This is a genomic window from Salmonella sp. SAL-020 (genome assembly GCF_017372215.1).
Lineage (GTDB): Bacteria > Pseudomonadota > Gammaproteobacteria > Enterobacterales > Enterobacteriaceae > Salmonella > Salmonella enterica.
On sequence record NZ_CP071690.1, the window covers coordinates 2,732,550 to 2,754,137 of the forward strand.

The window sequence follows — 21,588 nt, forward strand, 5'->3', positions numbered from 1 at the left end:
TCAGGTCTGCTACCTGGCAAAGAAAGGGGCGGTTAGCGGTAGTTCACAATCACCTGATTGCTCCGCACTTTTAACGCCGGGATAAGTCGGCCGCCGCCGGGGACTTCCCAGACAAAGCGGAGCGGCTCGACTGCGGGAACATGAGCAAAACCGTGGGTCGTGCCACTCTGACCATCAAGTTCTACGCAACGGGACTGGGAACATAAACGTACCCGTAAGCCCGCGGGAGTCGGGCCATTCAGTTCATAACGCCAGGCGACCAGCGTCATCACACCGGAAACCGGCTGGCGCGCCGACAATGGCGAAGACGATGCGGAAACACCCCGGTAATTTAAGGTTACACCCATACCGCTATCCTGCCACGCGCCTTCGCCTGCGGCCTGAACCGTCAGGGGAAAGAGCAACAACGCCAGCCATTTACGCATTATTTTCCTCCAATGGTCGCCGTCATGCGGATATGACGGTTATCGGAAAGCTCAAGGTTCGACAACACCACCAGCTGCGGTAAACTGCGCCGCAAAAAGCGGGACAATAATGGACGTAGCGCATGGTTAACCAGTAATACCGGCGGCGCACCAAGCATTTCCTGGCGAGAAAGCGCCTCTTGCGTCTGCGCCAGCAGGCGATCCGCCAACCCAGGCTCAAGACCGCCGCCGCCCTGCAATGCCTGAAGCAGCAAACGCTCCAGCGCGGTATCCAGGCCAATCACCTGCACTTCTTCATTACCGGGGAACCACTGTTGCGTAATCGCTCGTCCTAATGCCACGCGTACCACGGCGGTTAATTCATGCGGATCGCTTTGTAACGGCGCATGTTCCGCCAGCGTTTCCAGAATGGTGCGCATATCGCGAATCGGGACTTTTTCCGCCAGTAAGTTTTGCAGGACTTTGTGTAAAGTTGTGAGGGTCACGACGCCGGGGACCAGATCTTCCGTGAGTTTAGGCATCTCCTGAGAGACACGATCCAACAGTTGCTGCGCTTCCTGGCGGCCAAACAGTTCGGCGGAGAATTGGCCAATCAAGTGGTTAAGGTGCGTCGCCACAACGGTACTGGCTTCCACGACGGTAAAGCCCTGAATTTGCGCCTGCTCTTTCAGGGCGCTTTCAATCCAGATGGCATCAAGGCCAAAAGCTGGATCGACGGTTTTCTCGCCCGGTAGCGTTCCCGCCGCCGTGCCGGGGTTAATAGCCAGCCAGCGTCCCGGATAGGCGTCCCCGCTGCCGATCTCTACCCCTTTCATCAAAATACGGTAGCGCGCAGGCTGTAAATCCATATTGTCGCGAATGTGGACAACCGGCGGCAGGAACCCCATATCCTGCGCGAATTTTTTACGAATGCTGCGAATACGTCCGAGCAATTCGCCATCCTGTTGAAAATCCACCATCGGGATCAGGCGGTAGCCCACTTCCATTCCCAGTGAATCCTCAAGCTGTACGTCATTCCAGGTAGCTTCGACCACCGAGTTATTTTCCGGCATTTTTACCGGCTGCGGCTCCTCCGGCGCTTTTTCTTCGCGCCCGCGCAGCCACCATGCCAGGCCGAGCAAAGCGGCGGTAAAGAGTAAAAATACCATGTTAGGCATTCCAGGCACCATGCCAAGCAGCCCCAGCACCGCCGCCGCCAGCAGCATCACCCTTGGATTACTGAACAGTTGGCCAACCATCTGCTCGCCAACATCCTGATCGGTACTAACGCGGGTCACAATGACGCCCGCCGCCGTGGAGATAACCAGCGCCGGGATCTGGGCGACCAGGCCGTCGCCAATGGTCAGCAGGGTGTAGCTTTCCGCCGCGCTGCCTATGCTCATTCCGTGCTGCAATACGCCGACCAGCAGCCCGCCGACCACGTTAATGACCATGATGAGAATACCGGCGATGGCGTCGCCGCGTACAAATTTACTTGCCCCGTCCATCGAGCCGTAGAAGTCGGCTTCCTGAGTGACTTCCGAACGCCGTTTTTTGGCCTCGTCTTCACCAATCAGACCGGCATTAAGATCGGCGTCAATCGCCATTTGCTTACCGGGCATACCATCCAGCACAAAGCGCGCGCCGACTTCGGCAATACGTCCGGCGCCTTTGGTGATGACCATGAAGTTGATAATGACGAGGATGATAAAAACCACAATCCCGATCGCGAAGTTACCGCCGACCAGGAAATGACCGAACGCCTCCACTACCTTTCCCGCCGCCGCCGCGCCGGTATGCCCTTCCATCAAAATAATGCGCGTTGAGGCTACGTTAAGCGCCAGACGCAGTAGCGTGGTAAACAGCAGGATGGTCGGAAACGCGGCAAAATCCAGAGTACGCTGGGTAAACATCGCCACCAGCAGCACCATGATCGATAGCGCAATATTAAAGGTAAACAATAAGTCGAGGATAAAAGCAGGCAGCGGCAGCACCATCATCGACAAAATCAGCAGAATGAGGATCGGCCCGGCAAGAATTTGCCATTGCGTCGATTTCAGGTTGCTGGGTAGGCGCAGCATCGCGACCAGATTAGCCATCAGTATTCTTCTCGTTCATAAAATCCAGCGCTTCTGGCACCGGAAGGTTCTCAGGTTGTGGAGGACGTTGCCCGCCCGCAAGCCGCCAGCGTTTAAGCTGCCAGACCCAGGCCAACACTTCCGCAACGGCAGCATATAACTGCCCGGGAATTTGCTGACCGATTTCGGCGTGGCGATATAATGCCCGCGCCAGCGGCGGCGCTTCTAAAGTGGGAACCCGATGTTCAGCGCCGATCTCGCGAATGCGCAGCGCTATTAATCCAGCCCCCTTCGCGACCACTTTCGGCGCGCTCATTTTGTTTTCGTCATACTGCAGCGCCACGGAATAGTGCGTCGGGTTAGTGACAATGACGTCCGCTTTCGGCACATCTTCCATCATGCGGCGCTGCGCGGCGGCGCGTTGCATCTGGCGAATTTTGCCCTTAACATGCGGATCGCCTTCGCTCTCTTTAAATTCGTCGCGAATGTCCTGCCGCGACATGCGTAATTTTTTCAGGTGGCTAAAGATCTGGAAAAACACGTCAAATCCCACCATCGGAATCACGCCCAGTACCACCAGTAACGCGCAGAGTCCAACCAGATCCAGCGCATTCCCCATTGCGACGATCGGCGACTCCGCCATCAGGCGCATCATTTGTGGCCAGTGATACCAGAGATAAAAGCCGGTAACGCAGCCGACCAGCGTGGATTTCAACACCGCTTTTAGCAGTTCCGCGCCGGTCTGCGCCGAAAACATGCGCTTAATTCCCGGCAGCGGGTTTAATTTAGAAAATTTTGGCTGTAGCGACTTACCGCTAAAAATCAGGCCGCCAAGCATAACCGGCGAGATAAGCGCCACCAGTACCACGCCCGCGATGAGCGGTAGCAGTGCCATCATCGCCGCTTTAATCAGCAAAATTATCTGCCCCAGGATCAGGTTAGGATCGTTCACCATACGGTGATCGAAGTGCAGGCCTGCTGAGAGCATTCCCGCCAGTTGCCGCGCTAACGACTCGCCGCCGAACCAAATAATACAAACGCCCACCAGCAATATCAGCAGTGAGGTCAGTTCTCTGGAACGGGGGATCTGCCCTTCTTCCCGCGCTTTTTCAAGTCGGTGGGGTGTGGGGGCTTCTGTTTTGTCGTCGTCGCTCTCTTCTGCCACGCAGCAAACCCTGGATAGATTGATAAGCGAGAATGATGCCAGAACCGCTTTACGCCAATGGGCAGAGTAAGCGGTAAAAAAGGCGGGGTTTATGGCGTTAATAGAGATAGCCGGATACGATAAGAAAGTCTCGTATCCGGCCGGGTTGACGGATTCGAACCCGATAAGCGCAGCGCCATCAGGTCAAAAAAGCTTAAAACCCAAGACTGTCCAGCAGGTCGTCCACCTGATCCTGACTGGCGACGACGCCAGCTTTCGAGGTATCCACCTGCGGGCCGTTGAGTAAGCTTTCGTTCTCGCGTTTTGGTCGTGCGCTCTGTTCCGGGATGTTTTCCAGCAGTACCATTAATAACTGGCGCTCAATCTCCTGAATCACGTCCATCATGCGTTTGATCACCTGACCCGTCAGATCCTGGAAATCCTGCGCCATCATGATGTCCAGCAGTTGCGCGTTAGTAAAGCTGGTATGGCCCGGGACATCCCTGAGAAACTGGCGCGTATCCGTCACCAGTTCACGGGCGTCGGCAAGCTCGATCGGATTGTCAAACCACTCGTCCCAACGTTGGGTTAGCGCTTTCGCCTCTTTCTCCATCGCATCCTGATGCGGCTGCGAGGCTTCGACACTGTTTAGCGCGCGTTCCGCCGCCTGCGCCGTCATCTGGACGACGTAATCCAGACGGTCGCGCGCATCAGGGATCGCCTCCGCCGCTTCGGCAATCGCCTGGTCCAGCCCCAGCTCACGCAGGCTGTCGCGCAGCATTCGGGTCAGACTACCGATGCGCGCAATGATGTCTCCTGCTGAACCTTCATCAGCAGGCTTGATAGATGGTTGCATCATCATCGCATCCTCACATGCCCAGTTTCTCAAAGATTTTGTTGAGCTTCTCTTCCAGAGTCGCTGCGGTGAACGGTTTTACGACATAACCGCTGGCGCCAGCCTGTGCGGCGGCGATAATATTCTCTTTTTTGGCTTCCGCCGTGACCATCAACACGGGTAACGCCGACATGGCGCTATCGGCGCGAATGGTTTTCAGCAGCTCCAGGCCATCCATGTTCGGCATGTTCCAGTCGGAGATAATAAAACCAAAGCCGCCCGCCTGGAGCTTGTTCAGCGCATCGACGCCGTCTTCGGCCTCTTCCACATTGTTAAATCCAAGCTCTTTTAAGAGGTTGCGCACGATACGACGCATGGTCGAAAAGTCATCCACAACCAAAAATTTAAGCTCTTTATCCGCCATAAAATACTACTCCTGGTTCAAATACGTATCGCCTGTCCGGCACTGATTTTCGCCAGCATCTGCTGGCTTACCTGGCTAAGATCGACCACTTCGCTTACGCCACCCATATTGATGGCCTCGCGCGGCATGCCGAACACCACACAACTTGCTTCGTTTTGCGCAATGGTCCAGGCGCCAGCCTGGTACATCGCTAACATTCCAGCGGCGCCATCGTTGCCCATCCCCGTAAGAATGACGCCTACGGCGTTGCGCCCCGCGTGTTTCGCCACCGAATGAAACAGCACATCCACGGAAGGCCGATGCCGGTTTACCGGCGGGCCATCATGAATTTTGATTTGATAATTCGCCCCGCTACGCGCCAGCTCCATATGCTTGTCGCCGGGCGCAATGTAGGCATGACCTGGCAATACGCGTTCGCCGTCCTCCGCCTCCTTCACGCTGATTTGACAGAGTTTATTCAGACGCTCGGCAAACGAGCGGGTAAAGCCAGGCGGCATATGCTGCGTAATAATCACTGCCGGACTGGAAAGCGGCAGCGGTTGCAGCACATGTCGGATAGCTTCAGTACCGCCCGTTGAAGCGCCGATAGCAATCAGTTTTTCGGAACTGAGCAGCGGACCGGCTTTTAAGGTTGCCGGGGCCGCCATCGGTTTATGTGCGGCGATGCGGGCCCGCGCGGCGGTACGCACTTTTTCGGCGATCATCTCGCTATACGCCAGCATACCTTCACGAATGCCAAGCTGCGGTTTGGTGACAAAATCGATGGCCCCCAACTCCAGCGCCCGTAGCGTCACTTCAGAACCTTTCCCGGTCAGCGAAGAGACCATCACCACCGGCATCGGTCGCAGGCGCATCAGTTTTTCCAGAAAATCGAGGCCGTCCATACGCGGCATCTCAACGTCCAGGGTCAATACGTCCGGATTAAATTTTTTGATGAGATCCCTGGCGACCAACGGGTCCGGCGCAGTCGCCACCATCTCCATATCGCTATGGCTATTAATAATTTCAGTCATGATTTGGCGCATTAGCGCGGAATCATCAACTGACAATACCCTGATTTTACTCATGCTTTATCCTTACTTAGCGCATACACCGTCTGTCCGCGCAGGCTAAACTCGCGCACGAGGTTGCTAAAGTTTTCTGAGTGACCGGCAAACAACAGTCCGTCAGGTTTAAGGAGTGGAACAAAACGGCGCAGAATGTCCTCCTGAGTCGTTTTATCAAAATAGATCATGACGTTACGGCAAAAAATCGCGTCAAAGGGACCGGGTACGTTGTACTGCTTTTCCAATAAATTAACGGAGGAAAATTCAACATAATTGGCCAGTTCCTGACGCACGCGCACCAGTCCTTCATGCGGCCCCGTACCGCGCATGAAGTAACGTTGTAGCTGCTGCGGCGATAACGTTTTCAGTTCGCTGAGGCGATAAATACCGCTTCTCGCTTTTTCCAGCACTTCAGTATCAATATCGCTGGCGAATACTTTCCAGCGACCGGGGGCCATCCCTAACGCATCCGCCAGCGTAATGGCGATACTGTAAGGTTCTTCTCCTGTCGATGCCGCCGCACTCCAGACGCGGTACTCGCCGTGGCGGCGACGCGCATGTTCCGCAAGGATGGGAAAATGGTGCGCCTCGCGAAAAAAAGCGGTCAGGTTGGTAGTCAGAGCGTTGATAAAAGCCTGCCACTCAGCGCTGTTTTGATTAGCCTCCAGCATACTGAGATAACGGCCAAAATCATCCAGTCCCAGGGCACGCAGCCGACGGACCAGGCGGTTATAAACCATATCCCGCTTATGGTCGGCCAGCACGATCCCTGCGCGCTGGTAGATTAATTGACATATCCGACGAAAATGCGCGTCGGACAGCGCGAGGCGCTGTGTCATCTGTAACAATACTGACGTTTGCCCGGAGGGCAGAGATGATGTCATAGCGCCTTCTTAATCACATTCAAAGTACAACGGGCGCGCCCTGCGGCAGCGCCATGCTTCCCGTATTACACATTTTTTGCTTTTATCTATGCGAACCAGACGAAATGTATCGGCGGGTTCGCAAATTAATCGAGAACCGACAGCGCACGTCGATCAGAAGGTTTCCCAGTTCGCATCATCCCCGGCGGCTACTGACCGCGGCGTATTGCCGGACTGAGCGTCCACTGACAAACGCATCTCAGGTTTATTTGCCACCAGCGGTCGCGATGCCAGGCGGAAAGCAGATACCGCCTGGGTCAGACGGCTGGCCTGCTCTTCCAGCGCGGCGGCGGCCGCTGCGGATTCCTGAACCAGCGAGGCGTTCTGTTGCGTTACGCGATCCATTTCGGAAACGGCCAAAGCGACCTGATCGATACCCCGGCTTTGCTCATCCGAGGCGGAGGCGATTTCGCCCATGATATCCGTGACGCGCGTAACGGCATTGACGATGTCAGTCATGGTTTCCCCGGCGCTTTCCACCAGCACAGAACCGGTATCGACACGCGAGACGGAATCTTCAATCAACGCTTTTATTTCTTTCGCCGCCTGGGCGCTGCGGCTGGCCAGATTACGCACCTCGCCTGCCACGACCGCAAAACCGCGCCCCTGCTCTCCCGCGCGCGCCGCTTCTACCGCCGCGTTCAGCGCCAGAATGTTAGTCTGGAAGGCAATACCGTCGATAACGCTGATAATGTCAGCGATTTTTTTCGAACTGTCGGCAATTTCGTGCATGGTGTTTACCACGCCGTCGACCACTTTGCCGCCATGACGCGCGGTCTCGGAGGCGCTTTGCGCCAGTTGCGAAGCCTGACGGGCGTTATCGGCGTTTTGCTTCACGGTGGCCGTCAGTTGTTCCATGCTGGCCGCCGTCTCCTCCAGAGCGGAGGCTTGTTGTTCGGTACGGGAAGAGAGGTCGGTATTACCGGCGGCAATTTCACTGGTGCCGGAATAAATCGCATCCGAACCTTCACGAACCTGCGTCACGGTGTCAATCAGCGAGCGTTGCATATGTTCAACCGTTCCCGCCAGTTCGCCAATTTCATTACGTCCTGAGACGGTGAGCGTTTTCGTCAGATCGCCGCTGGCAATTTCACGGATATGAGTAATCACTCGCGCTAATGGGTTAAGCAGGGCATGACGAATGCCGAACCAAACCACCATCAAAATCAGCACCAGCACGACCGCAAGCCCCCCCAGTTGCCATTGCGCAAAACGGTAGTCATGAGCGCTTTGATCAAATGTCTGGCGGTACAGGTTTTCGCTCACCCGGGCGTAATTGCCCAGCGCCTCGCCCAACGCGTTTTGCATTCCCTGGGTTGGCTGGGCGAAGTAGGCATCCATATTGCCATTGTCCAGAAACTGAATAAGTTCGGCTAATGCGGCCTGATAGCGCTGATATTTTTCATCGACGTTCGCGCTGGCCTCCGCCATCGCTGGCAATGGCGTCATGTTTTTGAAATTGGCGTAGTGCGCCGCCGCCTGTGCGAGGGTCGTTTTTGCATTCTGGAGTAAATCCGTTTTGGCGCTGCTCTGCTGGTTAGAAGCGTCCATCATCATGCGTGCGGCGGAGCGGCTCAGGTTAATGCGCGTTTGCAGCATTAAGTCCCATGTCGACGTGAGTTCGCTTTGTTGCTGGCGTAATTCGTTAGAAATAACAAAACCTTGCTGGTTATGCTGCAATGAAGAAAACAGCAAACCACCGGAAACAAGCTGTAGCAGTGCGAAAACCCCCAGCACCATCATCAGCATTGTGACAACGCGGATACGGTTAAACATAAGGCACCTTCCTGATAACGAGTTATCAACGTTATCGGCACCTGCGGTGATAACTTTACTTTTGCAAAAAGGAAATACGTTGTTCCGGAAGACGATATTGACAATAACAGCGTCGCAGCGGCGATGTCGGCACAAAATGCAGGGGCTGGGCGCGGGCGATGAAGAGGAACTCTCACCGCTGGCGGAAGCATAACGGTGAATATTGCCGGATGGCGCGACGCCATCCGGCAACGTTATTACGCGACGTGTGATGCTGCGATATCCAGCAGCGCCATCTCTTCGCTGTTAAGCAGTTTTTCGATATTCACCAGAATCAGCATACGCTCGCCGAGCGCGCCCAATCCCGTCAAATATTCTGTTGACAAGGTCACGGCAAATTCTGGCGCCGGACGGATCTGTTCCGCCGTTAACGACAGTACGTCAGACACGCCGTCTACCACTATCCCGACGACACGTTGCCCCAGATTCAGTACGATCACTACCGTATTGTCATCATACTCAACGTCGCCTTCGCAGAATTTCACGCGCAGATCGACAATGGGGACAATCACGCCGCGCAGGTTAGTCACCCCTTTTATAAAGGCCGGTGTATTGGCGATGCGCGTCACCTGGTCATAGCCACGGATCTCCTGCACTTTCAGGATATCGATGCCGTACTCTTCATTTCCCAGTGTAAACACCAGGAATTCCTGACCTGACGGCTCGCCGGCCAGTTTGCTTACATTACTCATACCGGTCATATTATTCCCTTCTCACTCAATCAGGCGGCTGTGATCGCCATACGTTGTTCGCGGTTTAAACCCTGCAATGCGGTAACATCAACAATCAGCGCGACGCTGCCGTCGCCCAGGATCGTCGCGGCGGAAATCCCCGGTACCTTGCGATAATTGCTTTCCAGATTTTTGACCACCACCTGGTGCTGACCGATGAGCTGATCGACCAGCAGCGCGTAACGGCGTCCCGCGCTTTGCAGGATCACAACAATGCCCTGCGTGGCTTCGGTTTTCGCCCCGTCCACGTCAAACACTTTCCACAATTCGACCAGCGGCAAATACTCGCCGCGAACTTCCAGAACCCGTTCGCCGCCCGCCAGCGGATGAAGATCCTCTTCACGCGGTTGCAGCGACTCCATCACCGCATTTAACGGCAGGATAAAAACTTCCCCCGCCACGCGAACCGACATCCCATCGAGGATGGCCAGCGTCAGCGGCAGCAGAATACGAATCGTGGTGCCGGAGCCTTGTTTTGACTGGATCTCAACGTGACCGCCCATCTCCTGAATGTTACGTTTCACCACATCCATGCCAACGCCGCGACCGGAGACATCCGTGACCTGTTCCGCAGTTGAGAATCCCGGCGCGAAGATCAACATGCCTACTTCATCGTCGGTCATGTTTTCATTCACCGCCATCCCCTGCGACATGGCCTTCGCCAGGATACGCTCACGGTTAAGCCCCGCGCCGTCATCGGTCACTTCAATACAAATATTCCCGCCCTGATGTTCTGCGGAAAGAATCAGATTGCCGACAACATTTTTCCCCGCCTCAAGGCGTTTTTCCGGCATTTCAATCCCGTGGTCGAGACTGTTGCGCACCAGGTGCGTCAGCGGGTCGATAATGCGTTCGATCAGGCTTTTATCAAGTTCAGTGGAGCTCCCCACCAGCGTCAGCTCTACCTGCTTGCCCAGTTTGCCCGCTAAATCGCGTACCAGACGCGGGAAACGGCTGAAGACGTACTCCATAGGCATCATACGAATCGACATCACCGACTCTTGTAAGTCGCGGGCGTTACGTTGTAACTGCCCCATACTGGTAATGAGATCGCCGTGGTTTACCGGGTCCAGCTCGTTAGAACGCTGGGCCAACATTGACTGGGTAATCACTAACTCGCCGACCAGGTTTATGAGCTGATCCACTTTCTCTACCGCCACGCGAATGCTGGTGGACTCGCGTTCACGCGCAGGTTTTTCACGCCCCGCATGATGTTCATGGGCCGCGCTTTTGGCGGCTGGCGCAACGACTGCCGGAGGCGCTACCGGCGCTACCTCGGTTTTCTCTTGCGCTTTTTCCACGGGCGCGGCGACCACTTTTTCAAAAGCGATCTGATCGGCCTCGATGACAAAACAGAGCACCGCGACAATGTCATCTTCCGCGACGCTGCCATCCAGAGTTGCCGACAGTGAATCTGCCCCCTTAACGACATCCGTCAGAGTAGCCAGATTACTCAACTCTTCTTCAAGCAGATCGACCTCACTGGCTTTCAACCGTGAAAGTACAATGCGCAGTTTACTCTCGTCACGAGGCGATTCGGTTTCGGCTACGCTCTCTTCCTGGATCGCCGCGCTTAGTGCCGCGGTTTCTACGACCGCCGGCGTGGTTTCGCCTTTCGCCTCCAGCGCCAACTGGCGTAGCGCATTGCAGATATATTCGAAGCTTGCGGCATCCGGCTCTTCGGAGTTTTTATAGGCGTCGAGCTGTTCCTGCATAATATCTTTCGTTTCCAAAAACAGGTTGATAATGTCGGTATTGAGCTGCATTTCACCGCGTCGGGCTTCATCCAGCAGGTTTTCCATTAAATGCGTGGTTTCCTGCAGAATAGTGAAGCCGAATGTGCCCGCGCCGCCTTTAATGGAGTGCGCCGCGCGAAAAATGGCGTTCAGTTGTTCAGCGTCCGGGGATTCCGGCACCAAATCCAGCAGATGCTGCTCCATATCAGCCAACAGCTCGTCAGCTTCATCAAAAAATGTCTGATAAAAATCGCTAATATCCATGCTCACGCTATCACCTCGGTTCCGCTTTTGGCGATGTGGGTACGCTTGCCGGCGGGGCTGCCGCAGGCTGTTGTAATACACTTACCGGCTCATTCTGGCTTTCAGCGTTTTCATGCAAAATGGCCTGTTCCGCCTGTTTGTTTAACACCAGCAGGCTTATACGGCGGTTGATGGCGTCATCAGGACCGCGATCGCTCAGCCGCATCGTGGCGGCCATGCCAACCACCCGTAATACTTTCCCGTTATCCAGCCCCCCAGCGACCAGTTCGCGACGCGAGGCATTGGCGCGATCGGCGGATAATTCCCAGTTGCTATAGCCTTTTTCGCCGTTCGCGTAGGGAAAGTCATCGGTATGGCCGGCCAGGCTAATGCGATTAGGTATACCGTTTAACACTGGCGCAATCGCACGCAGGATATCGCGCATATACGGCTCAACTTCGGCGCTGCCGGTTTTAAACATCGGGCGGTTCTGGCTGTCGATAATCTGGATGCGCAACCCCTCCTGAACTAAATCAATTTTCAGATGCGGACGTAACGCGCGCAGTTTGGGATCGGATTCGATCAGTTGATCCAGATCGCCGCGCAGTTTGTTTAAGCGACTCTGCTCCATCCGTTTTTTCAGCTCGTCGATATTCGGCTGCTTTTCCACTTCACCCTGCTGTTGGGTGTAATCATCGCCGCCGCCTGGTATCGGGCTCTCGCTATTGGCAATCCGATTCCCCCCCGTTACCGCGGTGGCCAACGGCGTACGAAAATATTCGGCAATCTGAATTAATTCTTTAGGGCTGGAGATGGAAATCAGCCACATCACCAGAAAAAAAGCCATCATCGCCGTCATAAAATCGGCGTAGGCAATTTTCCAGGAACCGTGCGCCCCGCCGCCGTGCGGTTTGTGCCTGCGGCGTTTTACGACGACAATGGGATGAGCCTGATTTTTCATGCTTCCTCAGTCGTCTGCTGCTGGTTTGGGTTTCTTACTGCACGAACGTGTTCTTCCAACTCAATAAACGATGGACGCTCACTGGAATAAAGCGTTTTACGACCAAATTCCACGGCAATCGGCGGCGCATAGCCGTTCAGATTAGACAGCAGTGTAATTTTTACGCACTGCATCATCTTGGTGGTTTCGGCGCTCTTCTGGCGCAAAACGGTCGCTAACGGTGAAATGAATCCATAAGCCAGTAAAATACCGAGGAACGTACCTACCATGGCATGGGCAATCAGCGCCCCCAACTCCGCTGCCGGACGATCGGCTGAAGCCAGAGCGTGAACCACCCCCATTACCGCCGCGACAATACCAAAGGCAGGCAGCGAATCCCCCACCATCGCCAGGCTGTTGGCCGGGACTTCCGCCTCGCTTTCATGGGTTTCAATCTCTTCATCCATCAACGCTTCAATTTCGAACGTATTCATGTTGCCGCTGATGATCAGGCGCAGATAATCGACAATAAAATCAAGCATTACCGCATCGGCCAGAATACGCGGATAACTGGCGAAGATTTCACTCTCTTTCGGATTTTCAATATCGCGTTCAAGGGAGAACATCCCCTGCTGACGTGATTTGGCCATCAGGCGATAGAGCAACGCCAGCAAATCCATGTACATAGATTTTGTGTATTTCGAACGACGAAATAACAACGGGATCGCTTTCATCGTGCCTTTGATGGCCTTCCCGTTGTTGCCGACAATGAACGCCCCTATCCCCGCGCCGCCAATGATGACCAGTTCAGCAGGTTGATAGAGTGCCCCAAGGTGTCCGCCGGTCATGACATAACCGCCGAAAACTGTACCGATAACCACCAGGTAACCTAATAAGATAAGCACGACATCATCCTTCCGCTGTTGACTATGACAGGATGCGCAGTCGGGCGATTAACGCGAAGGCAAGGCAAAAAAAAGCAGCGGTAATGACTTACCGCTGCTGGAGTGTTTGTCCACACCGTTTCGGTTAAACAGCCTGTTCGATCTGTTCATCCAGCAGTTGTGGAATAATATCGGCAGCATCTCGGGAAAGTTTACGTCTTTTTACTGCGCGGGATGGCGGCTGGCATAAACTACACGCAAAGCTGCCTACGGGCTGATGCGCATGGGTAATAAAGTTCCCACCGCAGCAGTTACAGCTCGACAATTCAAGCAACCCACTTTCAACAAAACGCACCAACGTCCATGCGCGAGTCAGCGCCAACAACGGCCCTTCAGGCGGTTGCGGACACTGCTCAAGATAAAGCCGATAAGCTTTAATCACCGCATCCACACCGCTGCATAAGCCGGTTTTCAGTAAAAATTGCCAGGCGTTGCAGAACATGGAGGCATGAATATTTTGCTCCCAGGTCATAAACCAGTCTGTCGAAAATGGCAGCATCCCTTTAGGCGGCGGGCTACCGCGTAATTCTTTGTACAGCCTGATGAGGCGACCACGGCTGAGCTGTGTTTCGCTTTCCAGCATTTGTAGACGAGCGCCAAGATTAATCAACTCCATCGCCAACTGGATATCGCGAGCTTCCTGAACAATGCTTTTTTCACTCATTATCATGCCCTTTTCTTACGCGCCGTATCGTCCACTTCATTGAGCAAACGCGTTGAAAGCATGATACCTGTGTGAATCTGCTGTAAATCATCGACGCGCGAATCCTGAGTCAAACGGGTGATCGTCTGATGATCGTCAAACCGGAAATGACAAACTAACTGGTTCGTCTCCGCCAGTTTGACCATCTGCGGCAGGGTCAACGCGCCCAGTGTGTTTGCCATCTCTTCGTTGATACCGAGGCGGAACATCGCAGATGCTTTGTCCTGGACGATCAAACGCTGTGCAAGGAGTAAATATGACAAATTGATGTCATAAATGTGTTTTAGCAACTCGGATGTATGCATTGTTCCCATCCAGAATAACCAACTTTATTTTTGTGCGACGTAGCCGCACCCCGTGATGTCGCCGGGAAGGCCCGGTAAAAGAAGCAAAAAGGTCAAATGCATAGCAGCGCTCAGACATTATGGACATTGTGACGTATAACGCAGCCTCCCACTGAGATTCGCCTTACACGTTTACATCAATTTTTACAAACGCCTAAGATTTTTCCTAATTCGACGCAACTCTACTCGTCAGCTTCGTGACATACAACGGAGCGGGACGGCGATTTTAGAAAATATGTGATGTAGATCACATAATCTACCGGAATACTTACGATAAAACCATCAGCATGGCTTTTACTTTGTTTAATTAATAACCTAATGTTCACTTTTTCTATTCCACACTGCTGAATAGGGGTACGTCAACACCAAATTCTTTTTTGTTTCTCTCTGTTAAAATAACGCCAGGATAATAGATAACAGGCTATTATTTCTATTTTAGAAACGCTTTTATTTTACCTTTAGTAAACAGTAGCTTAAATATTAAACGTTATTAATTAATCTCGTCACAGCATACGCCCTCCGCTGTTAAAAATAAGCTCATTTGATTTAACTTTTAGCTTTCATTGTTCACCCATTTAAATGAAGCATCCTGGTGGTGTGTAAAAAGTGTCTTATGCCACGATTCTTTACATAAGAATAATTAATGATTAATTATGATGTCCTTCACATTAATGTGGCATTAGCGCATTGCAGAAATGCGATAAACAGAGTAAAGCTAAAGCACGATCTCATATTCTTGCAATCAAGGAGCGAGTTATGAGCTACACCCATATTCTTGTCGCCGTTGCCGTCACCCCGGAAAGTCACCAGCTACTGGCTAAAGCTGTCTCTATCGCCCGCCCTGTCCAGGCGAAAGTAAGCCTGATTACTCTCGCTTCCGATCCTGAACTGTATAACCAGTTCGCCGCGCCCATGATGGAGGATTTACGCGCGGTTATGCATGAGGAGACCGAGAATTTTCTTAAGATGCTGGGGGAAAAGGCGGATTATCCGATTGAACAAACTTTCATCGCATCAGGTGAGTTAAGCCAGCATATTTTGGCTGTGTGCCGCAAACACCATGTTGATCTGGTCATTTGCGGCAACCATAACCATAGTTTCTTTTCGCGCGCATCCTGCTCGGCAAAAAGTGTCGTCAGCGCCAGCCAGGTAGATGTGTTGCTGGTACCGTTAGCGGGCGACTAGTCGCCGCTCGCGATATTTCAGGCCAGCTTAGGGAACGTCGCCACGTTGTTCTGCTGCTGGCGCTCAGGGCTACGCGGCGTGACCTCCTTTAGGTCATGAATAAAACGCTCCTGCCAGCGGTTAATGTCATTTTTAACGATCACGTCCAGCATTTCCGCATGGCGCGAAATACGCTCGGCAAGGGGCATCGTTAACGCACGATTGAGCGCCGCCGCCACGTCATCCCGATCGTAAGGATTGACGATTAACGCCGACGTCAGTTCATTCGCCGCGCCGGCAAACTGTGACAGTACCAGTACGCCAGGATTAGCGGGGTCCTGCGCGGCGACAAACTCTTTCGCCACCAGGTTCATCCCGTCACGCAACGGGGTGACGAGCCCGACGTCTGAATAACGGAATATCTTCATTAACAGTTTACGGTCGAAATGCTGATTCAGATAATAGAGCGGCGTCCAGCCCAATTGTCCATATTTCCCATTAATCCGGCCTGCTTCCGTCTCAAGCTGGTGGCGAATATCCTGATATGCCTGTACTTCGCCGCGTGACGTAGGCGCAATTTGGGTATAACGAATTTTTCCCCGATGCTGCGGGTAGTTTTCCAGTAGCGCTTCATACGCCAGAAAACGTTCCGGCAGCCCTTTCGAATAATCCAGCCGCTCGACGGAAAAAATATTCTTCACATTTTTCAGTTCCGCCTTGAGCTGCGCCAGTTTAGGCGGCAACGGCCCGGCAGCCTGCAGAGCAATCTCATCGGGCTCAATACCGATAGGATACACTTCTGTCTGGAAGTCTTTACCCCACGCGATATGCTGCTTGCCGCTGCGAGTCGTGACTCGCGTTTGACTCGAAAGGCTATCCAGAAAAGCCAGGCGATCATTTTCGGTCTGGAACCCTAGCAGATCAAAGTCACACAACTGCTCCAGCAGTTCATCATGCGGCGGTAAAGCGTTAAAAATCTCCGGGGTCGGGAATGGAATATGCAGGAAAAAACCAATTCGGTTGTTCACGCCGCGTTTACGCAGCTCGCTGGCAAACGGTAACAGGTGGTAGTCATGCACCCAAATGATGTCGTTCTCTTTAATGAGGGGCAATAACTTATCCGCTAATAGCGCATTCACCCGCATATAGCCTTCCCATGCAGGACGCTGAAACTGTACCAGGTCCAGACGATAGTGGAACGCAGGCCAGAGAACCGCATTGGAAAATTGACAGTAATAATCTTCGTAATCTTGTTCGCTCAGGTTAAACGATGCCCAGGTAATATTACCTTTTGTCACCTTTTTTAATGGCTCATCCTCGTTACCTGTCTCGCCACTCCAGCCGAACCACAACCCGCCAGCCGCTTTTAGCGCGCCAAGCACGCCAACGGCGAGGCCGCCGGCGCCGCCTTTATTATCCGGGGGGGCAATTCGATTAGATACTACGACTAAACGACTCATAGCCATCTCTCCTGTTATTCATTACTTGTTGTTCTTGTTGTGGATAATTGATTTGTTCCAGCCAGCGCCAGACATCGGGTACGCTTTCCAGCCGCCATGCCGCCTGGGTTGCCCCGACGCCCACTTTTACGGAAATTCCGCCAGCGTGATTCACCACGCCAAAGCCAGCCTCATCGGTCAAATCGTCGCCCACAAAAACGGGAATCCGTCCCGCAAAGGGCGCCTCCTGCATAAAGGCAGCAATGGCTTCGCCTTTATTGGTTCCCTTAGGTTTGATTTCCACAACACATTTACCAGGCTGCAACGCCAGTTGCGGCCAGTGCTGCGTAACGTGTTGCGCAAGTGCCAACAGCGCCGCTTCATGTTCCGGAGCCTGACGGTAGTGCAGCGCAAACGCCATCCCCTTCGTCTCCAGCTCCGTTCCGGGCAGCGCTACAAGCGTCGAACGTAATAACGCCTCCACCTCACGGACTACCGCTTCAGGAAGGCGCACGATATGGGTTTTACCATTGATGTCACGACGCTCTGCCCCGTGAACGCCAGCGAGCGGAAAGCGAAAAGGCTTCGCCAAAGCATCCAGCTCAGTCATTGAACGCCCTGAAATCAATGCCAGTGCCCCTGCGTTGTGCGCCGCGAGACGGTCTAACAACTGAAGGATTTTATGCGGTACCACTACCTGATCGGGATGAGGCTTTATCTCTGCCAATGTGCCATCAAGGTCAAAAAAATACGCATAGTTCGCAGTGAGTTCGGGGGATACGGTTAACGGTTCTGCCACCCTGGTCTCCTCCTTATCATCATATTGAGACTCACAAACGGTCTCATTAGTCATGTAAGTATAGACAGTGTGACGCTGCTCGCCATTTAGAAAGACCATCGCCAGCCGGGGTAGCGGCTGGCGATGACGTGAAGCTATACTGTTTAGTTGAGTGTTAATTCATCAAATCGTACGCTTCGCTTTTTGCTTATAATGGTCGAAGATAACTGCTGCCAGAAGGATTCAGCCGCGAACCACGTACTGTGCAAAAGGTGAAATGTTGAGCAGGTTCATCGCGTTCTCCACCGTTCCTGATATCAGTACGCTCGCCACCACATATGAGATTTTTCCGAGGCCGCCTCTCAGGAAAACGCCCCCTAATACGCACGCAGAAATAACGATTAACTCATAACCCAGGGAAGTCATTGACCTGCTTTAGCGTTTTTTATGTAGGGTAAAATCAAACGATTTTTGTTAGAGAAGACGTAAAACGGTGCACTGTCTTTCATTCATTAGATAAATGCTGATGGCGGGAATAGTTTTAGCGGAAAATGACATAACCCAGAGCGAATTCATCAGCCAAAAGGCAGGAAAGCCAGCCCATTAATCCATAACATCAGCCAGCTAATCCTTATGGCCCTGGGTGAATAACGATTACCAGGGATAATAGATATGTTCAGCCTGTTCGCGAACCGGCGCATCGTCTCCCAGCAGTCTGGCGGAAAGGGTTAGCGCGAAATCAAAGACATGACCCAAGCCTTTGCCGCTAATTAAATTACCATCTTCAACAACGGGCGCATCCACATAGACACCTTCCGGAACCGCTTTCCACAGGTCGCCGGAACAGACATAACGACGCCCCTTCAGCAATCCGTGAGCACCCAGCACCCTTGCCGCCGCGGAACAGATAGGACAAATAAATTTGCCTGCCGCATCATGACGCGCAACGAAAGCGATCACCGCCGGATTAGCCGCCAGATTAGCGCTCCCCTGCGGACCGCCCGGCAGCACTACCGCATCAAAAAGCGCCTGCTGGCGTTCACTCAGCGTGCTGTCCGCAACCATAGGAATATCATGGTAACTCACCACCGCCCGTGATTCAGCACACGCCAGCGTTTCGACGTCGATATGCAAACGTCGCAGAATATCAAGAGTAACAATGGCCTCTGCTTCTTCAAATCCTGGCGCCAACAGCACCGCGACCTTTTTCATTGACTGCTCCTTGTTAACGAGTCACCCAGCAAAACTGCGCTTAACCGAATAACGTGCTCGTATGATTAATGACATTAAAAATGATCTACCGCAAAATCGGCTAGTTTATAAAAACAGGCATATTTGCTCTCAACCGTTTATGCGTGTGATATCCAGACTGACTAATGTTTATTTTATTGAAATTAACATACTTAAAAGGCTTAACCCATGATCTGAAACAATGTTTCATAAAACAGAAAAAATAGAATATCTTTTATCTTTCAAATAGTTACAAGAATGACATACCAAAAATCATTACACCTGAAAAAATCACACCGCTGAAAATGTAAAAAAAGATAAACAATTGCATTTAAGGATTTTCTTATTTTTATTGACGCGCTATTCTCATTACCGATCGATAAACAGGAAATGAGATCGCATAAGGGACTGGCGGAACGGAGTTCTTCTGCTAAGAGTATTTATTGTGCATAGAGGTAAGAATGTGACAACGGCCCGTTGCATTCTCGTCTGTCATGCACATCAACACTTTCTGGAAATAAGGATATTGTTATGGCAGCTGTAGGAATGGTTCAAAAGCTCAACACGCCAATGAACCTTGAGTTTTACGCATCAAATCTTTACCTCCATCTAAGCGAATGGTGTTCTGAACACAGTTTAACAGGCACCGCCACCTTTCTTCGTACCCAGGCGCAAGGCAACGTGACGCAAATGATGCGCATGTTTAATTTTATGAAAAACGCCGGCGCCACCCCTATCGTTAAAGCCATTGACGTTCCGGGTGAAGAGCTCTGCTCTCTGGAAGAATTGTTCCAGAAAACCCTGGAGGATTATCAGCAACGCGCCAGCACGCTGTCGCGTCTGGCAGATGAAGCGAAAGCGCTGAATGATGCCTCAACGCTCGATTTTCTCCATACCCTGGAAAAAGAGCAGCAGCAGGATGGCGTACTTTTACAAACTATTCTCGAAGAAGTTCGCAGCGCTAAACGAGCAGGGTTATGTCTGGCGCAAACCGATCAGCATCTCCTTAACGTCGTGACCTATCAGCATCACTGATAGCGGCTCCCCGAGCGACAATATTGAGACGTTATTAGCCGGATAGCAACGCGAAGCAGCTTATCCGGCCTACACCGTTTCTGGTCTGTTTGCCAGAGGTGGCGCCTGTCGCTACTGGCGTATTATCGGCACATCATGCCAGCCGACAGGCGCGAAACGTCTCTGTCTTGTCCGGGCATTACCCCAGCATCTCACGTACAAACGCTTCTATTTCTTTATTCTGGCCGTTTTCAAACAAACATTGCTGGAAACGCGGCCCTGAAACCGCCGTTTTAACCAGTTCAGGATCGATAGCCCGCAGTGTATCCAGATAATTCTCTTTGACGACCGCGGCCTTAACCTGATTCAAAATGCCCGCATTGCGTACCTGCGGCGCTTTGCGCTCAGGCGGATACCCCTCACCTTTACGCCCGGTAAACGCTTTTTCAAAGATGAAACGCACGTTCAGCTCAGCGCCCCAGCCAAAGCCTTTCGCAAATGGCAGGGACAACGCATTGCCGTTGTTGATCTGCGCAAACAGAAAAGCATCTGCCGGATCGATGCAATAGCCACAAATGACACCTGGATGAATATTTAACGACATCAGCGCGCCCTGACCAGTGCCACAGCCAGTAACCACAAAATCAACCGCGTTTGCATTAAGCAGAATACTCGCCATGATGCCTAAATGAATGTACGTCAGGTGATGGTCATTTTCGTCGCACATGCCGACGTTAAAAACGGGAAATCCCTTTTCATTGGCGACGGCGCTAAGTTCGTTATAAATGATGGCATTTTTGCTGGCCTGGCTATTTTCCATCATCAGTGCAATTTTCATCGTGTTCCTCCTGAATGCAGACGGTCGCGCCTGCGTAAATCATGACGTTTTGCCCACATTACACATTTGCGAACACACATTCAAATTTAATGAAACGAAGTTTCATTAAATGAAAAGACGCTCACACATTTTCTGTTCCCGCTGTAAATCCCCTGCCGTTACCTTTAATCAAGGCGAATCCGTAAGTTATTCCAGCCATTGACGGTGCAAGACACGAGGTAGCATGGTCTGATACCGAACTGTCGGAGCGATTTTATGAAGCCTCTTATTTTTACTCTTTCACTGCTAGCCCTGACGGGATGCACCATTACTCGACAAGCGCAGGTCAGCGAAGCCAGCCCGATAAGCGGCATCGTGCGCCTGACGTATAACCAGCCGCTATTTTTTACTTCACGGACAGATGACTATGTATCTCACGGGACCGCAACACGCGAATGCCAGCAGATGGGCTATGCCGATGCCGTTTCGTTTGGTCAGCCGGTAGGAACCTGTAGCATTTATGCGGGCTCGTTGTGTCTGAACACCCGATTTACCCTCTCCTGGCAGTGCCGGGGCGTTGCCGTCCCGCAAATCATGCCGCTTTATTATTAAGGCGGCTGGCTTAACGCCGACACCATGTACAATGGAGGAGAGTGCAGGGTCGCTATTGCCAGCATGAAGGTGCTGGCTTTTCTTTATTTTTATACGCTATACACTGGCGTTAATGCGTTTTATTCCCATTCGTATTTTTAATAATTAAATTTAATATTTTACCTTTTGCAAATAATAAAATAACAAATTATAGTGGCGCCACATTACCGTATATCTTTTGCTAT

At 52.4% G+C, this 21,588-nt stretch carries 22 protein-coding genes and 1 pseudogene; 4 read left to right on the forward strand and 19 right to left on the reverse strand.

Features of this window, described 5'->3' with window-relative positions:
* Positions 1-32 precede the first annotated feature (32 nt).
* The 14 genes from flhe to flhD all read right to left on the reverse strand — a co-directional run bounded on the left by flhe (position 33) and on the right by flhD (position 14,271).
* Positions 33-425: a flagellar protein FlhE gene (gene flhe / locus J1G48_RS13365; protein WP_001233619.1), complete on the reverse strand. Its 393-nt coding sequence runs from the start codon at positions 423-425 to the stop codon at positions 33-35.
* Entirely contained in the window at positions 425-2,503 is a 2,079-nt protein-coding gene (gene flhA / locus J1G48_RS13370) for a flagellar biosynthesis protein FlhA (RefSeq protein ID WP_000002388.1), read from the reverse strand. The genes flhe and flhA overlap by 1 nt, the downstream gene beginning before the upstream one ends.
* Positions 2,496-3,647: a flagellar biosynthesis protein FlhB gene (gene flhB / locus J1G48_RS13375; protein WP_000797089.1), complete on the reverse strand. Its 1,152-nt coding sequence runs from the start codon at positions 3,645-3,647 to the stop codon at positions 2,496-2,498. Before flhB ends, flhA begins: the two co-directional genes overlap by 8 nt.
* A 193-nt stretch (positions 3,648-3,840) precedes the next feature.
* Complete coding sequence (gene cheZ / locus J1G48_RS13380) at positions 3,841-4,485, reverse strand: protein phosphatase CheZ (RefSeq protein ID WP_000983585.1); 645 nt, start codon at positions 4,483-4,485, stop codon at positions 3,841-3,843.
* 10 nt (positions 4,486-4,495) lie between these two features.
* Positions 4,496-4,885 (reverse strand): chemotaxis response regulator CheY, encoded by a 390-nt coding sequence (cheY, locus tag J1G48_RS13385; RefSeq protein ID WP_000763861.1) that lies wholly within the window; start codon positions 4,883-4,885, stop codon positions 4,496-4,498.
* Between the two features lie 17 nt (positions 4,886-4,902).
* Complete coding sequence (gene cheB / locus J1G48_RS13390) at positions 4,903-5,952, reverse strand: protein-glutamate methylesterase/protein glutamine deamidase (protein ID WP_000036389.1); 1,050 nt, start codon at positions 5,950-5,952, stop codon at positions 4,903-4,905.
* The gene (gene cheR, locus J1G48_RS13395) at positions 5,949-6,815 is read right to left on the reverse strand and encodes a protein-glutamate O-methyltransferase CheR (RefSeq protein WP_000204362.1); all 867 of its coding nucleotides are present in this window, start codon (positions 6,813-6,815) and stop codon (positions 5,949-5,951) included. The genes cheB and cheR overlap by 4 nt, the downstream gene beginning before the upstream one ends.
* Before the next feature lie 153 nt (positions 6,816-6,968).
* Positions 6,969-8,630, reverse strand: coding sequence for a methyl-accepting chemotaxis protein II (gene tar / locus J1G48_RS13400; protein ID WP_000483267.1), 1,662 nt, complete (start codon positions 8,628-8,630; stop codon positions 6,969-6,971).
* Between the two features lie 236 nt (positions 8,631-8,866).
* Complete coding sequence (gene cheW / locus J1G48_RS13405; RefSeq protein ID WP_000147295.1) at positions 8,867-9,370, reverse strand: chemotaxis protein CheW; 504 nt, start codon at positions 9,368-9,370, stop codon at positions 8,867-8,869.
* A gap of 20 nt (positions 9,371-9,390) precedes the next feature.
* On the reverse strand, positions 9,391-11,406 hold the full coding sequence (gene cheA / locus J1G48_RS13410) for a chemotaxis protein CheA (RefSeq protein ID WP_000061323.1): 2,016 nt from the start codon (positions 11,404-11,406) through the stop codon (positions 9,391-9,393).
* Positions 11,407-11,410: 4 nt separating this feature from the next.
* Positions 11,411-12,340, reverse strand: a complete 930-nt coding sequence (gene motB / locus J1G48_RS13415) for a flagellar motor protein MotB (protein ID WP_000795653.1) — start codon at positions 12,338-12,340, stop codon at positions 11,411-11,413.
* Entirely contained in the window at positions 12,337-13,224 is an 888-nt protein-coding gene (gene motA, locus J1G48_RS13420; RefSeq protein WP_000906312.1) for a flagellar motor stator protein MotA, read from the reverse strand. Before motA ends, motB begins: the two co-directional genes overlap by 4 nt.
* Positions 13,225-13,348: 124 nt before the next feature.
* The gene (gene flhC / locus J1G48_RS13425) at positions 13,349-13,933 is read right to left on the reverse strand and encodes a flagellar transcriptional regulator FlhC (RefSeq protein WP_000605987.1); all 585 of its coding nucleotides are present in this window, start codon (positions 13,931-13,933) and stop codon (positions 13,349-13,351) included.
* Positions 13,930-14,271, reverse strand: coding sequence for a flagellar transcriptional regulator FlhD (gene flhD / locus J1G48_RS13430; protein ID WP_001518146.1), 342 nt, complete (start codon positions 14,269-14,271; stop codon positions 13,930-13,932). Before flhD ends, flhC begins: the two co-directional genes overlap by 4 nt.
* A gap of 682 nt (positions 14,272-14,953) precedes the next feature.
* Here flhD and J1G48_RS13435 point away from each other — a divergent pair.
* Positions 14,954-15,070 carry a hypothetical protein gene (locus J1G48_RS13435; RefSeq protein WP_001597434.1) on the forward strand — a complete coding sequence of 39 codons (117 nt, stop codon included), beginning with the start codon at positions 14,954-14,956 and terminating at the stop codon, positions 15,068-15,070.
* Positions 15,067-15,495, forward strand: coding sequence for a universal stress protein UspC (uspC, locus tag J1G48_RS13440; RefSeq protein ID WP_000122606.1), 429 nt, complete (start codon positions 15,067-15,069; stop codon positions 15,493-15,495). The genes J1G48_RS13435 and uspC overlap by 4 nt, the downstream gene beginning before the upstream one ends.
* 17 nt (positions 15,496-15,512) lie before the next feature.
* Here the strand turns inward: uspC and otsA are convergent, their stop codons facing one another.
* The 4 genes and pseudogenes from otsA to J1G48_RS13460 all read right to left on the reverse strand — a co-directional run bounded on the left by otsA (position 15,513) and on the right by J1G48_RS13460 (position 18,903).
* The gene (otsA, locus tag J1G48_RS13445) at positions 15,513-16,934 is read right to left on the reverse strand and encodes an alpha,alpha-trehalose-phosphate synthase (protein ID WP_000089042.1); all 1,422 of its coding nucleotides are present in this window, start codon (positions 16,932-16,934) and stop codon (positions 15,513-15,515) included.
* Complete coding sequence (otsB, locus tag J1G48_RS13450) at positions 16,909-17,712, reverse strand: trehalose-phosphatase (protein ID WP_000840114.1); 804 nt, start codon at positions 17,710-17,712, stop codon at positions 16,909-16,911. The genes otsA and otsB overlap by 26 nt, the downstream gene beginning before the upstream one ends.
* A 222-nt stretch (positions 17,713-17,934) precedes the next feature.
* Positions 17,935-18,117, reverse strand: a pseudogene (araH, locus tag J1G48_RS13455) (L-arabinose ABC transporter permease AraH); the annotation flags it as partial.
* 228 nt (positions 18,118-18,345) lie between these two features.
* A complete protein-coding gene (locus J1G48_RS13460; protein WP_000754796.1) occupies positions 18,346-18,903 on the reverse strand; it encodes a DJ-1/PfpI family protein in 558 nt (185 codons plus the stop codon).
* A 549-nt stretch (positions 18,904-19,452) separates the two neighbouring features.
* Here J1G48_RS13460 and J1G48_RS13465 point away from each other — a divergent pair.
* Positions 19,453-19,956, forward strand: a complete 504-nt coding sequence (locus tag J1G48_RS13465) for a non-heme ferritin-like protein (protein WP_000741707.1) — start codon at positions 19,453-19,455, stop codon at positions 19,954-19,956.
* A 178-nt stretch (positions 19,957-20,134) separates the two neighbouring features.
* Here J1G48_RS13465 and J1G48_RS13470 read toward each other — a convergent pair whose 3' ends face one another.
* Positions 20,135-20,773 (reverse strand): RpiB/LacA/LacB family sugar-phosphate isomerase, encoded by a 639-nt coding sequence (locus tag J1G48_RS13470; protein WP_000684804.1) that lies wholly within the window; start codon positions 20,771-20,773, stop codon positions 20,135-20,137.
* 255 nt (positions 20,774-21,028) lie between these two features.
* On the opposite strand from J1G48_RS13470, the gene J1G48_RS13475 reads away from it, so the two are divergent.
* The gene (locus tag J1G48_RS13475; protein ID WP_000803229.1) at positions 21,029-21,364 is read left to right on the forward strand and encodes a YecR-like lipofamily protein; all 336 of its coding nucleotides are present in this window, start codon (positions 21,029-21,031) and stop codon (positions 21,362-21,364) included.
* Positions 21,365-21,588: the final 224 nt, after the last annotated feature.

What these genes read in the sequence shown, in the direction of transcription:
- flhe (WP_001233619.1), bottom strand. Translation starts at nt 425, where the DNA reads ATGCGTAAATGGCTGGCGTTGTTGCTCTTTCCCCTGACGGTTCAGGCC.
- flhA (WP_000002388.1), bottom strand. Translation starts at nt 2,503, where the DNA reads ATGGCTAATCTGGTCGCGATGCTGCGCCTACCCAGCAACCTGAAATCG.
- cheZ (WP_000983585.1), bottom strand. Translation starts at nt 4,485, where the DNA reads ATGATGCAACCATCTATCAAGCCTGCTGATGAAGGTTCAGCAGGAGAC.
- cheY (WP_000763861.1), bottom strand. Translation starts at nt 4,885, where the DNA reads ATGGCGGATAAAGAGCTTAAATTTTTGGTTGTGGATGACTTTTCGACC.
- cheB (WP_000036389.1), bottom strand. Translation starts at nt 5,952, where the DNA reads ATGAGTAAAATCAGGGTATTGTCAGTTGATGATTCCGCGCTAATGCGC.
- cheR (WP_000204362.1), bottom strand. Translation starts at nt 6,815, where the DNA reads ATGACATCATCTCTGCCCTCCGGGCAAACGTCAGTATTGTTACAGATG.
- tar (WP_000483267.1), bottom strand. Translation starts at nt 8,630, where the DNA reads ATGTTTAACCGTATCCGCGTTGTCACAATGCTGATGATGGTGCTGGGG.
- cheW (WP_000147295.1), bottom strand. Translation starts at nt 9,370, where the DNA reads ATGACCGGTATGAGTAATGTAAGCAAACTGGCCGGCGAGCCGTCAGGT.
- motB (WP_000795653.1), bottom strand. Translation starts at nt 12,340, where the DNA reads ATGAAAAATCAGGCTCATCCCATTGTCGTCGTAAAACGCCGCAGGCAC.
- flhC (WP_000605987.1), bottom strand. Translation starts at nt 13,933, where the DNA reads ATGATAATGAGTGAAAAAAGCATTGTTCAGGAAGCTCGCGATATCCAG.
- flhD (WP_001518146.1), bottom strand. Translation starts at nt 14,271, where the DNA reads ATGCATACATCCGAGTTGCTAAAACACATTTATGACATCAATTTGTCA.
- J1G48_RS13435 (WP_001597434.1), top strand. Translation starts at nt 14,954, where the DNA reads ATGATTAATTATGATGTCCTTCACATTAATGTGGCATTAGCGCATTGC.
- uspC (WP_000122606.1), top strand. Translation starts at nt 15,067, where the DNA reads ATGAGCTACACCCATATTCTTGTCGCCGTTGCCGTCACCCCGGAAAGT.
- otsA (WP_000089042.1), bottom strand. Translation starts at nt 16,934, where the DNA reads ATGAGTCGTTTAGTCGTAGTATCTAATCGAATTGCCCCCCCGGATAAT.
- J1G48_RS13460 (WP_000754796.1), bottom strand. Translation starts at nt 18,903, where the DNA reads ATGAAAAAGGTCGCGGTGCTGTTGGCGCCAGGATTTGAAGAAGCAGAG.
- J1G48_RS13465 (WP_000741707.1), top strand. Translation starts at nt 19,453, where the DNA reads ATGGCAGCTGTAGGAATGGTTCAAAAGCTCAACACGCCAATGAACCTT.
- J1G48_RS13470 (WP_000684804.1), bottom strand. Translation starts at nt 20,773, where the DNA reads ATGAAAATTGCACTGATGATGGAAAATAGCCAGGCCAGCAAAAATGCC.
- J1G48_RS13475 (WP_000803229.1), top strand. Translation starts at nt 21,029, where the DNA reads ATGAAGCCTCTTATTTTTACTCTTTCACTGCTAGCCCTGACGGGATGC.